This is a genomic window from Flavobacterium lipolyticum (genome assembly GCF_020905335.1).
GTDB classification, from domain to species: domain Bacteria; phylum Bacteroidota; class Bacteroidia; order Flavobacteriales; family Flavobacteriaceae; genus Flavobacterium; species Flavobacterium lipolyticum.
The window spans coordinates 2130650-2144871 of record NZ_JAJJMN010000001.1 but is presented as its reverse complement, the minus strand read 5'-3'; the positions used below and the strand labels follow the sequence as shown (position 1 = coordinate 2144871).

Here is a 14222-nt window from a genome sequence, read left to right as displayed (position 1 = left end):
CAAACCGATACGTATGAAAAAAACTCTACTTTTTTTTATTTTACTGTTTTCTAATTATTTTTATGCTCAGGTCAGTGATATCGAGCATTGTTACGGGGATACTTCCTTTAATTTAACTACTCAAAAAACACTTTTAATTGGTAATTTAAACCCTGCCGAAACAACGGTTAGTTATCATTTAAGCCTTGCAGATGCAACTGATAACTTAAATGCTATAGCAAATCCGGCAAATTATACCAGTGCAGAAAGTTCCAGAACTATTTACGCCAGAATAGATAACAATGGAAGTGTAACGACTAATTACTTTAATATAAAAGTATATGATCAGATAAACTTTACTCCTCTTACAACAGCTATCAGCTGTTTCGGACAAAATAATGGCATCATAACTATCTTGCCATCAGGAGGTAAAGCACCTTACACTTATAGTCTGGATAGAGGTCCTTTTACGGTTTATACTGGTAATCCTGTAGGTACCTTTACCAATTTGTCACCTGGCCCTCATACGATAACCCTAAAAGATGCCTTAGGCTGTACTTCGATGACTCAAGTTGTTCAGATCACAGAACCTCCCCTCTTAACGGCTGAAGCAAAAGTTGAATATGTAAATTGTGTTCCAAGAATAGTCATTTCAGGAAGTGGGGGGAATTCTAATTATGAATATTCACATTTTGGAGTTACTTATACGCAAAACAATGCTGTTATCAATCCAAGCCCCGGAAATCAGACGGTATATGTTCGGGATGGTAATGGCTGTGTCGCTTCAAAAACAATAGTGGTAGAATCTTTAAAACCATTGTCATGGTTGGTTAACTACAGGACAGGCGTTACATGTTCGGGAGGAAACGACGGTACTTTTCAAGTTACCGGGACAGGGGGAAAAGCTCCTTACCTATATTCTATTGGAAATGAGTTTACAACGATGGATGTTTTCAAAAATTTAAGCGTTGGAAACTATACGGTAAAAATAAAGGATGCAACCGGATGTACTATTTTTTTTAGTTTAACTATGCCTCTTATTAATCCTGCTATAACTATAAACCCAATTATAACAAATGACAGCAATGCTACGAATGAGGGAAAAATAAATCTAATGGTTTCCGGTGGTGCTGCCCCATATAACTATTCCCTTAAAGACAGCAATGGAAAACTAATTCCTTCTAAGACGACTAATCCGTTTACAGGTTTAGCAGCCGGATCGTATGAAGCTATTGTAACAGACAGTCGTGGGTGTATTCTTTCACAAAAAGGAATTAATATCCTTAATGAACCTACACCGCTTACTACGACAGCGGCAGTAACTCCAATTACGTGCGTCATTACTACCGGAACGATTACGATTACTCCAAATGGTGGAACTTTGCCTTATCAATATTCAATAGATAACGGAAATACTTATAGTAATTCTAATGTATTCTCTAATTTAAATGCGGGGACTTACAATTTAAAAGTTCTTGATGCACAAAATGCTTTAGTTTCCGCAACTGCCACTATAAATCCAATAAAAATACCCGAAATAACGACAACACAACAAAGAATATTGTGTCATGGAGACTCTAATGGTTCAATTACGGGAATGACAAATAACGGAAAATCGCCTGTTTTTTATTCCATAAACGGAGGACCTTATACTTCTTATAGCGTATTTGAAAATTTGGCCGCAGGGAATTACACTTTATCTGCAAAAGATGCTAACGGCTGTATTGTTTCGACAACAGTACTATTAGAAGATCCTGCTCCGATAACTGCCGAAATTACCTATTTTTACAGAACTGTAACCGTTAATGCAAGCGGAGGTTATGGAAAATATCAATACGCCCTTGATGGAGGTAGTTATCAGGATTCGAGAATTTTTGGAATGGTAACTTATGGTAATCACACTATTTCTATAAAAGACCCTAATAAATGTACGGTAAGTATTCCTATAACAGTAGTAGAGCCTACCCCGCTTGTTTCTTCTTATGTGGTCGACAAAGGTACCGTTACCATTACTACCAGTGGGGGTATCACACCTTATAATTATATGCTTCGGAAGTCTTCGGGATTTCCATTAACTACAACTCAGTCAAATGTATTTACAAACCTAATCAATGGTTCCTACGACATAATAGTATCAGACGCAAAAGGCGGCCAAGTTCTATTCTCAAATATCATTATTTCTGAATCGATTCCATTTACGGCAAGCGCTACTTCGACTCTTATAACCTGTACGGATTCAAAAGCTACTCTAACGGTCACACCAAACGGAGGCTCAGCTCCTTATCAGTATTCCATGTCTAATCCGGAGAAGTTTATAGATTCAAATGTCTTTTCTAATTTAAATGCCGGGAGCTATGGCGTAACGGTTCGGGATTCAAATGGTTCCAGGACTAGCGCTCTGATTACTATATCTGGTGCAAAACCAGTATTGGTTTCAGCTGAAATTGTCTCACAAATAAGTTGTAATAGTTCTGCTGATGGTATAATAAAAGCAAATGTAACTCAGGGACAGTCCCCTTATACCTACGCTCTTGACAACGGCCCATTTCAGACTAGTGATACTTTTAAAAATGTTCACTCGGGAACTCACACCATAAAGGTTTTGGACAAAAATGGCTGCCAGGCTATTGTATCTGTCACATTATCAGAACCTACTTTAATACAAACAACACTTGCTGTTAATGGTAACTCGATTACTGCATTGGCAACAGGTGGAACGCCGCCTTACAGGTACTCTTTAGAAAGTAATAATGTAGTTGTGGTAGATCCTCAGAACTCTAATACTTTTAATAATCTGCCTGCACGAATTTATAAGGTTCGAACTATCGATGCAAACGGCTGTTATTTTCAATCAGATTATTTAGAAATTTCTCCGTCACCTGTTCTTTCCGCTTCAGCTGAAATAACTCCTATCGACTGTAATACTTCTAACGGAAGAATTATTGTTACTGCAACTGGAGGTTTGGCTCCTTATGAATATTCCATAGACAACGGGAATAGTTATACTTCTTCAAATGTTTTTAGTAATCTTATTGCAGGAAGTTATCTCATAAAAGTTAAAGATTCACAAGCTACTACAGCTTCTATAACTGCTGTTATAAGTCCTGCAAACCCTTTAACTGCTACAGCTTTCATCACCAAAACGATAGACTGCCTTAGTAATGGCACTATAGATGTTATCGTTTCAGGAGGTAACGGATCTTATCAATATTCAATAGACAATGGGGTTACTTATACTTCCAATCCCGTTTTTACTAATTTAATTGCAGGTACTTATTCTATTCTGGTAAAAGATACTTTAAATTGTACTGCACTTGTAAATGCTATAACGCTGGAACAGCCTGTTCCTTTAACAGCGACTGTCGCTCATACGCCCATTACAAATTGCTATTCCCCTGTAAGTGATGTAGTTATTAATGCCGTTGGCGGTACAGTTCCGTATCAATATTCCTTAAACGGTCTTCCTTTTCAATCTAGTTCTTTCTATACGGGTGTAAATCCAGGAAATTATATTCTGGAAGTCAGAGATGCAAATGGATGCAGCTTTAGTACCGTATTCACTATAGAAGCACCGGTTTCTTTCGTGGCAAATGTAGCCATTAATCAGGCTCAAAATTGTAATGATTTTGATATTGCAACCATTACAGCAATCGGAGGACAACCGCCTTACACCTATTCTTTTAACGAATCTAATACATTTTTAGCATCGAATACTTTCACTTTAACTCCCGGAACCTATACCTTAAAGGCCAAAGACAGCAATGGCTGTATCGCAGCAGTAAACGCTACGATAGCCCCCCGTACTGCTCCTGATAGTACATTAATCATTATAAATGCAACAACTGCAACCAGTAACGACGGAGCTCTAATCGTAAATGCGACTGGAGGTACAGCTCCTTATACTTACACCCTTTTGAACAGCAATAATACAATCATAGTTCCGGCGCAAAGCGCAAATACCTTTAATAATCTGGCTCCCGGAACTTATAGTGTGATTGTTAAGGATGCTAAAGGCTGTTCTTCGTTACAAAATCAGGTAACCATTTCGGCTCCTTATCCACTTTTAGCTGTGGCTACTGTTATTCAGCCAGGTTGTAATAATCCAATGGGAACAATAACCGTAACGGCATCGGGAGGTGTCTTTCCTTATCAATATTCAATGGATAATGGTGTAACTTATAACCTCTCCAATACTTTTACAGTTTCTCCGGGCAGCTATAGCATAAAAGTGCGTGATGCTAATAATGCTATCTATACTTTTGTAACAACGATTGTAGCTCCAAATCCATTACATCTTACTGCAGTAGTTACTTCCTCAGTATCCTGCGTTTCAAACGGAGCAATCATGGCAAATGCTATAGGTGGACAAGCACCATATACATATTCCATAAATGGAAGTCCTTACCAGACAAGCAATAACTTTATGAATTTAAATGCGGGTGTTTACGCCATAACTGTAAGAGATACTAATAATTGTACAGAAACAATCAATTTAATACTGCAAGCACCAATTCCTATAGCGGTTTCGGCAACAATCGACAATCAAAATATAACTGTTACCGCAACCGGTGGCACTGCACCGTATCAATATTCATTAGATTTAAACATTTTTCAGTCAAGCAACACTTTTACAGTTTTCAACTACGGGATGTATCAGGTGTCTGCAAGAGACGCTATGGGATGTATTGCATTAATTCATGTTACCATAGATCCTCCTGCACCTTTAATAGGCGGAAAAAAAACAATAACAATCGATTTTAAACCAGGCCAAACTTTAGGAGATCTTGTTATCGAAGGTCAGAACATAAAATGGTACAGCACTAAAGGCCTTTCAACAGGTAAAACAAGTAAAACTTCAGAAACTCCTTTGCCACCGAACACTATTTTAGTGGACGGCGTTACGTATTATGCCTCTCAAACCATAGACGGAATCGAAAGTACGGAACGTCTTGCCGTTACAGCAAAAGTAAACGGATCGCTTGCGACACCTGATTTTGTGCTGCAGGATTTCAGATTTTATCCAAATCCAGTTCAACACAACTTATCGATACAGAACCCATCGGTTATTGATAAAATTGAATTAATCTCGGTTTCCGGAAAGACTATTTTAACGAAGAGCATAAACCATACACAATCTGAAATTGATTTATCCAATGTGGCTACAGGATTTTATTTCCTTAAAGTAAAAGCTGAAGGACAAATCAAAACCATTAAAATAGTGAAGAAATAAAACCACCAAAAGCCCATCACTTTCTATAAAACAAAAGGAGACTGTCTGATTTTAGACCGTCTCCTTTTTTAATTGAGTTATCCCATTAAGTGCAATTCAAAAAAAATAATATTCAACACATAGAAACATAGTCATTTCGCCTAAAAAGAATACTACAGAGAGATATTTTTCTCTCACATAGCTGATGTATTTTTAAAAATTAGTGAAGCGCCTTTTTGAGACAACTACATCTATGTTCCTATGTGTTTAAATCGATTACAACCAATGGCTTGAATTAATTGTACCGTTAAGAATTCGCTCCGGGATTTGGAATAATACATCCTGCCCAATTGAAAGCACCGTTAGCAATATTGTTGTACGTTACATAAAAGAACCCGCTGCGTCCCCAACCTGCTCCCCAGGAATTTTGTACTTTAAAAAGTCCGGTAGCATCGTCATATCCTATGATACAAACACAGTGACCTCCTTGTCTGCTGCCGTAAAGACTGGACCAAACATGGTTGTTATTACGGATATCATAAAAACTCTGATTGACATCAAAACACACTGCAACAGCATAATTTTGATTCAGATAATACTTGATATCAGCTGTACTTCTTGGATTCACATTAAACCATCCTCCCGTTTTTCTGGCGGCAGCCCACGTTTTTTGCTGAGCTGAAGGCTGAGTATTACATCCTCCGGCAATGTAAGGCATTTGAGCCTCTGAACATTCTCCCTGATTTTTGATCAAATTCATGGCATCATTCGGGTAAGAACCTGCTCCGCAATTCCCCAGTTTTATCTGATTGTAAATATAGGCCGCACTTCTTGAAGCCCCGCTCCAATTGCTTTGATGTACTGAATTATTAAGGTACCGGGCAATACTGTGTGCCGCATAACCCACTCCCCAGCCTACGCAGGAACCTTCGCTTCCCTGATCTCCAACCGGTGGAGTCGGTAAGTTTTTTGCGGCCGCAACTTTAGCCGTCAAAGACATTTTTTGGGTGCTTGTCACTAAATCTGGTCGTAACTCCGCAATTCTCGCACGATAATCAACGGGAGTTAAAAATTCAATACTTTTTAAATAGGCATCCGGCATCTGAGCAAGTCCGTATCTTCCTTTGTCTAAAAGATCGACATTACCGTCCATTAATTTGTCCTGAGCAACGGCATCAGCCTGGTCATTTCCTTTCTCACAAGAGTATAAAGCAAGCAATGCCAGCAGTACAAGTGCCAGTTTTTTAATCGAAAATTTGGTAAATAGTTTTTTCATAATTCTTTTGGGTTTTGTTGTTAATTTTTAATTTGTTAAATTATTTAACGAATTTATTATTAATTTTAGCAGAACATTAACACTAAAAAGATCACAACACTAACTTATCTTACACACAAATCTATAATCAGGATTTAATTAACAGGAATTGTATTTAATTATCGTCAAAACGAACGTCAATTATTAAAAAATTCGCCTATGGAAATCATAATAGAAAAATTAATAAAGGGCATACAATCACATCCAATCATACAAAACAGTACGCTCTCTGGTGTTACAGATTGGAAAAGAGCGCACTACATTATCCTTTCGGAAATAATCTCTGATGTTTTAGAGAAATCGGAATTTATGCAGGGCTCCAAAAGAAATGAGCTTGGATGTTCGATCTCGAGCATGACCTTGCAAAGGATTTTCACCAATGACTCTTCTAAAACCAAAAACTCTGATTTGCGGTTTTTAAAGAGTCTGGACAAACTGGCTATTTTTATCGGCTATCCTTCTTTAAACCATTTTCTGAATGATGAAGCGACAGACGCTGTAAAAACTTTACAGTCTGAAAATAAAATGGAATCGGGTGCCTTTTTTGAAAAACTGATTAGCGATTATTGTCAGGAAGAGTTTAATTCTTTACAAAAATTACCTGTCGTTAGTATGGAGGGATTATGCGATTTTGTATTCAAAGAAGGACCTTTTGCAAAAAGGATCAAGGATCTTTTTGAAAATTATTCGACTTTAAAATATCATTTAAACTGTGAAGATAATCGGTCTAATTTTGAGCTTTATGATTTTAAGATTTCAAGTCTGGAAGAAAATATCGCAATTCTTACGGTGAAGGAGTTTTGGAATCTGGAATGGAAAAACGAAAATGACGTTACTACAATTGTACTGAATAAGGTGAACAGACAGACTTATTTCATTAAAAAAAGAGACGATGTCTGGAAAATATGGGACAACTACAACCCTGATTATAACGAGATCTCAACTAAAATACACTCGGCTATAGAAAACCAGCACATCAAAAAAGTTCTCATTTAAACCGTTGGGTCTAACTTTTTTTAACACATAGAAACATAGCTTTTTTTAATTGAAAACTAGGCATTTCACTTCAAATAAAACTTCCCGATGCATCGGAATGAAAGAAATGTATTTCTTTTAAGTATTCTTTATCGTTTGTTAAAAATCTATGTTTCTATGTGTTGAATATTTTTTTTTGAATCACATCCAAAAGATTTTTTTATGAACGTTCTCCCTGATCAATTTTTCATCAACAGCTAACAGCTCTTAAACCATAAAAAATCCCAAATTCCAATTTTAGTAAAGGAATCTGGGATCTTTCATTGAAATTCCAAGTTCGGGCTATAGAATTTCGCTATTAAAAATCAAAACTATTAATGGGTATGTTTAGGATTAAAACCATCTTCACTTAATTCTGTTGGCGTATAATCCGCGAACATTTCAGCTTCGTAGTTGATTTTTTCTCCTTTAGAGAATTTATAAATAATTTTCTCCATGATATTATAAATAACCGGAACCACAATTAAGGTAAGGAATAAAGACGAAATCAATCCTCCGATAATTACCCATGCCAAACCGTTTTTCCACTCAGCTCCTGCTCCTGATGCTAATGCAATTGGGAACATACCGAATACCATCGCAATAGTGGTCATCAAAATTGGACGCAAACGAGCGTGGTTGGCCTGGATTAATGCGGTACGAATGGATTCCCCTGCCGCTCTTCTCTGGTTCGTATAATCGACCAACATGATCGCATTCTTACACACCAGACCGATCAACATGATGATCCCCAAAATCGTAAAGATGTTCAATGAGTTGTTGGTCAAAGCCAAGGCTAACATCGCACCGATAAACGAAAGCGGGATAGCAAATAACACGACAAACGGGTGAACAAAACTGTCATAAAGTCCAACCATTACCAGGTAAACCAAGATAATAGCGGCCAATAAAGCGATTCCTAAAGTACCAAATCCTTCTGATTGGTTCTCCTGGTCACCACCCCAGATGTAGTTTACACCGGCTGGTTTTTTCAATTTGTCTAATTTCACTTGCCATTGCTGAACAATTGTTCCTGATGGTACCCCAACGTTTTGTCCTTTAACCGTTACCGAAGCCGATTTGTCTCTTCGCTCTAACTGGCTAGGTCCTGAACCTTCTGTAATGTCTGCAAACTGCGACAATTTAATTTGTTGACCAGCTGCATTAACAAAAATCAGATTACTAACGTCAGTAATACTTTTTCTGTCGAAGGCATTGTATCTGATGTTGATATCGTATTCGTATTCACCAGCTCTGTATTTACCGTCCGTATTTCCACTAAAAGCAGTCTGCATGGTTAAACCAACGGTTTGAAGTGTTAAACCCAACGCTGCCATTTTATCACGATCTACTTTAACGTTGATCTCCGGATTTCCGTCCTCAACCGTTAATTTAATCTCTGTTGTTCCCGGAATCGTACGTAATTCTGCTTCTGCCAATTTAGCAAATGCCATAGCACTTTCTGTTGACGGACCTGTTACGATCAATCCTAATGTAGCATCTTCGGCTGTTCCTAGGATACCTACCGGAACGGTTTTTACTTTAGCACCAACTAATACTTTTTCTAACTTTCGTTTGATTTTTGCTGCATAAACGTTAGCATCGTCGGTACGGTCTTTTTGTTCGATCATTTTTACGTCGATCTCCGCTTTGTAAGCCGTTGCCTGTGATGCTCCAAAACCTTCACTGGTTTGCCCTACCGTTGTAATCTGGCTGTGAACATATTCTTGTCCTTTCAAATAAGCTTCTGCTTTCTGAGTCATGAAGTTGGTTTGCTCTAACGAAGCGTCTTTCGGCATTTCGATTTGAACTAAGAACTCCCCACTATCAGAAGAAGCAAAGAACTCTCCTCCGATGAACCCCCCTGCCATTAAACCAACTGTTGAAGCAAAGAACAATACAATTACTACTGCAAATGTTTTTATATAATGATCCAGACACCAGGTTAATAAATGAGAAACCCAGTCCGTAAAACGTGTTAAATAACTTTCGAAGCCAAGAATGATTCTTCCAAATAAATTCTTTCCTTCAATATGCTCTAATTTACCATAACGAGAAGACAACCAAGGAATGATGGTAAAAGAAGCTAAAAGCGACAACATCGTTGAAATGATTACCGTCACACAGAATTGTGTAATGATATTCGATACTAATCCGGAGCTCATCGCAATTGGAAGGAATACCACCACAATTACTAAGGTAATCGAAGTTACAGTTCCTCCAATTTCGGCTGTTCCGTCATACGAAGCACGAATTCGGCTTTTACCCATTTCCATGTGTCTGTAGATGTTCTCCAGTACCACAATCGCATCATCCACCAGAATACCAACTACAAGAGATAATCCTAATAAACTCATTAAGTTCAGAGTATATCCCATTAAATAAATACCGATAAAAGTAGCAATCAAAGAGGCCGGAATCGACACCATTACAATCAGCGAGTTTCTGATACTATGAAGGAAGAACAACATTACGAAAGCTACCAGTACTACCGCAATTAATAAATCGTGTACTACAGAGTCTGCCGCCTCTAAAGTAAAAACGGTACTATCCTTTGCTACTTCCAGTTTTAACTGGTTTACTTTATAATCTTTTTCAAGAGTAGCAATTGTCTTTAATAAATGCTCACTTACCGCAACCGCATTTGCATCTGATTGCTTTACAATTTGCAAAACGATCGCACTTTTCTGATCTACACGTGATATTTTTTCAGCAATCTTTTGAGTATCCTGTACATCGGCAATATCTTTTAAACGAACCTGAATTCCGTTTTGAGAAGAAACTACCAGGTTTCTTAATTCTTCAACACTTTTGTATTTACCTGCTAAACGAATTAATATTTTTTGATCACGAGTCTGGATGTTTCCTGTGGGGAAATCCAGATTCGAAGTCAAAATGTTTTGTTGCACCTGCGGAACAGATAGTCCGTAACCCTGCATTTTTAAAGCGTCAAGGTTTACCTGAATTTCACGCTCTGAACCACCAATAATATTTACCTGAGCCACACCTTGCACACGGGATAAGATAGGAGCAATTTTTTTGTCAATTAAGTCATAAAATTCTGCCTCATCCATTTTTCCGTTGGCACCAAGTGTCATGATGGGTAAATCACTTAGCGAGAATTTCGTTAGTGCCGGTGTTTTTACGTCTTCCGGTAAATCACTAATAATCGCGTTTATTTTTCGCTGTGCATCATTCAGAGAGAAATCGACTTTTGCTTCAGATGTTAGTGTAATCGAAACGATGGATAAACTCTCGTACGATTTCGAGTCAATTTTCTTAACGTTCTCTAAGGATGCGATCGCATCTTCAATTTTCTTGGTTACTGTATTTTCTACCTCACTTGGAGAAGCTCCCGGGTATATGGTAGAAATGGTAATAACGTTTTGTTCAAATTTTGGGATCAGCTCATAACCTAACTGGCTGTAGCTGAACAGTCCACCTAATGTTAGAATTGTAAAGAGTACAATTACCAACGACGGACGTGTGATGGATATTTCGGCTAATTTCATATATTTTGCTTTATGCTATAGGCTGTAAGCTATAGGCTTTAGGCTCTTGTTAAACGGCTTAAAGCGTATTGCTTAAGGCTTAAAGCCAATAATTATTTAATAATTTCTACTGTGTTACCGTCTTGCAGGTTGATTTGACCCGTTACAATTACAGTTTCTCCATCAGTTAATCCGTTGATGATTTCTACTTTATCACCCAAAATTCTTCCGGCAGTTACTTTTCTTAATTTTGCAATACCTTTTTCTACTACGAAAATTTGGTTACTGCTCACACTTCCTACGAATGCATTTCTAGGTACAACCATAAGGTGTTGTTTTTGTTGTTTCGATGCAAAGTTTGCAGTTCCGTACATACCAGCTTTCAGGTCGTTGTTTACGTTATTTGTAATTTCGATTTCAACCGGGAAGTTCAAAGATTCATCCGCTTTTGCAGCAATGAAAGTAATTTTTCCAGAGAAGTTTTTATCCGGATAAACACTTGCTGTTACGTTAATATGATCTCCTGTTTTTAAACTCGCTACCTGATTTTCGTTTACGGTAACTACTAATTTTAATTTAGAAACGTTAACAATATCAAACAATGCTGTTGCAGGCATTCCGGTTAAGATAGATCCCGGCTCGATGTATTTTTTATTGATAAAACCGCTAATTGGAGCTTTTACTCTGGTATCACCAACATTGATTTTTGCTTGTGTCAAATGCGACTGTGCATTAGTTAAAGCCAGTTTTGCCTGGTCTACCTGCTGCTTGGTAACTCCTCCGGTTTTAAAAGCATTTTCATATCTGATGTAATCTGATTTTGCATTTTGATAAGCCGCTTCTGCAGTCTGAGCATCAACATTGATAACATCTCCTCTCATTGTTAATAAAGTTTGCCCCACTCTTACGTAGTCTCCTTCTTTAGCCAGAACACTGATTACTTTTCCTGATTTCTCAGCAGAGAATGTCAATTGCTGGGTGGGTTGGAAGTTTCCGTTTGCTACGAAATCAAGTGAAACTTCTTCTGTTTTAACCGGAGATACTTTTACTGAAACTGCAGCATTCTTTTCTGCTACGATATCTGTCTTTTCCTTGTTCTCTTTCTTATTTTTATTTAAGATATATCCAATCACGCCCAGAGACGCGATTATGATTACGATTGTTATAATAGTTTTCTTCATTGTACTTCTAGTTATTTAATAAGAGTTTTAAGTTCGCCTTTTGATTTGATTAATGCTACTTCGGCAATTTTATAATTTAAAACTGCTCTGGTATAATTATTTTGTGCTTCAAGAGAGGCATTTTCTGCATCTAACAAGTCTGTTAAAGAGGCCAATCCCTGAAGGTAATTGTTTTTTGTATTGCTTAAGATTTCTGTCGCTAAGCGCATATTTTCTTTTTGATTGGTGATCGTCACAAGGTTGTTATCGATTTGTGCCATCGCATTTTTATAGTCCAGATCAAGTGAAAGTTTGGTATCCTTGATATCTTCCTCAAGTGATCTTAGCTCAACATCGGCCTGTCTTACTTTTGCACGAGTTCCGAAACCTGTAAAAATCGGCACATGTAAGTTTAAGGCAATTGCAGAGAAATCGGACCAGTACACTCCCTGAGAAGGTTTTGCAAACCAGGGCATTTGAGGCCCCTGACCAATATAGTTATACCCAGCAGTTAAGGAAAGTGTTGGATAATATCCTGCTTCAACCGCTTTTTTATTGAATACTAAAAGTTCCTGTTGTTTTTTCAAAAGCAGGTACTCTGTTCTGTTTGCAGCATTTGGCTGTTCTGTTAAGGCAGCAGGTACCACTTCAAACTCTTCTTTTGGCAAATCAATTTGAGTTTCAATTGGCATTCCCATATAAAACTTCAAAGCGTTTTCCTGTAACGTAATCTGATTTTTGATTTGCTGACGTTCTGTATCAATGTTTGACATTTTTACGATGATACGATCTAAATCAATCTTTTTAGCCAGACCATTGTCAAACTGTCCTTTTACGATATCACGAACTTTAGTAGTATTCACATAATTACTGTCTAATAAAGTAAGTCTCTCTTTTTGTACGTAAACAGAATAGTAGTTATTGGCTACTCTTTCAATAACCTGCTCTTCTGTTAACTGATCGTTGATCTGATAGAACTCACGGGTAGATCTTGCCGCTCTTAATCCTGTAAAAACAGACTGATCAAAAATGGTCTGTGTTAAAGAAACTCCGGCAGTCGAAACCCATTTCTGACCAAATGCTGCCTGAATCGTAGTCCCCGGTGCACCAAATCCTGCACCATCAATTACGGTAGTCTGAATGATCGGATTGTGTGTTAAATTTCCATTTGCCGAAATTTGAGGCAAAGCTCTTGAGCGTATTTCCTGTATTTTGTATTCACTGTTTTCAACCTGAAGTTTCGCCTTTTTAGCATCGGCTTTATTTTGAAGCGCATAAGTAAGCGCGTCTTTTAAGGTTAAACGTGTGACTTGTGCACTGGCCGACAGACCTATTGTACACAAAAAAAAGAGAACTATTCGTTTCATATGCTGCTAGATATTTGTTTGTGTTGATGATTTAAAAAATCATACTATTATTGATTGATGATTATACTTTGATTTTCTTAAGTTGCTTTTCCAATTCCACTATTCCTTTTTCTGTTGCCATAGCTCTGGTGTGATATTCCAGTGCCTCCAGTTCTATTTTTTGTGCTTCACTTTCTGAAACAGTAGTTTCGTTGATATGAAAAATTAAGGTGTAATAAAATTTCACATACACTGGTATATTGATATCCGTACGATACAATCCTTCACGGATTCCTTTTTCAATATTGACTCCAAAATAACGGTTGCACTGATCGATTTCGTGCGAAAGTATGTTTTGGTAAATTTCCGGATAGTGTCTTTTCAATTGATAAATAGGAGAAGTATCTGTATTATTCTTAAACATATTTCTAAACATTTCTCTGATTTCAAAATTCTCATGGATCGCATTATAATCTTTCGCCACAATCGTATCAATTATTTCATGTACCTGTTTGTGAACTAATGATGTGCTCTCTTCAATCAATACTTCTTTATTACAGAAATATTTGTAGATCGTTTTTTTCGAAATACACATTTCTCCTGCAATATCATCCATTGTAACACTTTTAAAACCAAGTTTTAAAAACAACTCGCTTGCTTTTGATATGATTTTCTCTTTCATTTTAATTTTCAAATTGTATTACAAAT

General features: G+C 37.3%; 7 protein-coding genes. 2 read left to right on the top strand and 5 right to left on the bottom strand.

Annotated elements, in window-relative coordinates:
• Positions 1-13: 13 nt before the first annotated feature.
• On the top strand, positions 14-5209 hold the full coding sequence (locus tag LNQ34_RS09485) for a T9SS type A sorting domain-containing protein (RefSeq protein WP_229999409.1): 5196 nt from the start codon (positions 14-16) through the stop codon (positions 5207-5209).
• 286 nt (positions 5210-5495) lie between these two features.
• Here LNQ34_RS09485 and LNQ34_RS09480 read toward each other — a convergent pair whose 3' ends face one another.
• Positions 5496-6464 carry a C1 family peptidase gene (locus LNQ34_RS09480; protein WP_202701622.1) on the bottom strand — a complete coding sequence of 323 codons (969 nt, stop codon included), beginning with the start codon at positions 6462-6464 and terminating at the stop codon, positions 5496-5498.
• 198 nt (positions 6465-6662) lie between these two features.
• Here LNQ34_RS09480 and LNQ34_RS09475 point away from each other — a divergent pair, with 198 nt between their 5' ends.
• Complete coding sequence (locus LNQ34_RS09475; protein WP_202701621.1) at positions 6663-7499, top strand: hypothetical protein; 837 nt, start codon at positions 6663-6665, stop codon at positions 7497-7499.
• Positions 7500-7852: 353 nt separating this feature from the next.
• Here LNQ34_RS09475 and LNQ34_RS09470 read toward each other — a convergent pair whose 3' ends face one another.
• The 4 genes from LNQ34_RS09470 to LNQ34_RS09455 form a co-directional block, all read right to left on the bottom strand.
• Positions 7853-11029 (bottom strand): efflux RND transporter permease subunit, encoded by a 3177-nt coding sequence (locus LNQ34_RS09470; RefSeq protein WP_202701620.1) that lies wholly within the window; start codon positions 11027-11029, stop codon positions 7853-7855.
• Between the two features lie 92 nt (positions 11030-11121).
• A complete protein-coding gene (locus tag LNQ34_RS09465) occupies positions 11122-12189 on the bottom strand; it encodes an efflux RND transporter periplasmic adaptor subunit (RefSeq protein ID WP_202701619.1) in 1068 nt (355 codons plus the stop codon).
• 11 nt (positions 12190-12200) lie between these two features.
• The gene (locus tag LNQ34_RS09460; protein ID WP_229999407.1) at positions 12201-13535 is read right to left on the bottom strand and encodes a TolC family protein; all 1335 of its coding nucleotides are present in this window, start codon (positions 13533-13535) and stop codon (positions 12201-12203) included.
• Positions 13536-13596: 61 nt separating this feature from the next.
• Positions 13597-14196: a TetR/AcrR family transcriptional regulator gene (locus tag LNQ34_RS09455; protein ID WP_202701617.1), complete on the bottom strand. Its 600-nt coding sequence runs from the start codon at positions 14194-14196 to the stop codon at positions 13597-13599.
• Between the last annotated feature and the right edge of the window lie 26 nt (positions 14197-14222).

Coding starts and splice junctions, on each gene's coding strand:
- LNQ34_RS09485 (WP_229999409.1), top strand. CDS start 14: ATGAAAAAAACTCTACTTTTTTTTATTTTACTGTTTTCTAATTATTTT.
- LNQ34_RS09480 (WP_202701622.1), bottom strand. CDS start 6,464: ATGAAAAAACTATTTACCAAATTTTCGATTAAAAAACTGGCACTTGTA.
- LNQ34_RS09475 (WP_202701621.1), top strand. CDS start 6,663: ATGGAAATCATAATAGAAAAATTAATAAAGGGCATACAATCACATCCA.
- LNQ34_RS09470 (WP_202701620.1), bottom strand. CDS start 11,029: ATGAAATTAGCCGAAATATCCATCACACGTCCGTCGTTGGTAATTGTA.
- LNQ34_RS09465 (WP_202701619.1), bottom strand. CDS start 12,189: ATGAAGAAAACTATTATAACAATCGTAATCATAATCGCGTCTCTGGGC.
- LNQ34_RS09460 (WP_229999407.1), bottom strand. CDS start 13,535: ATGAAACGAATAGTTCTCTTTTTTTTGTGTACAATAGGTCTGTCGGCC.
- LNQ34_RS09455 (WP_202701617.1), bottom strand. CDS start 14,196: ATGAAAGAGAAAATCATATCAAAAGCAAGCGAGTTGTTTTTAAAACTT.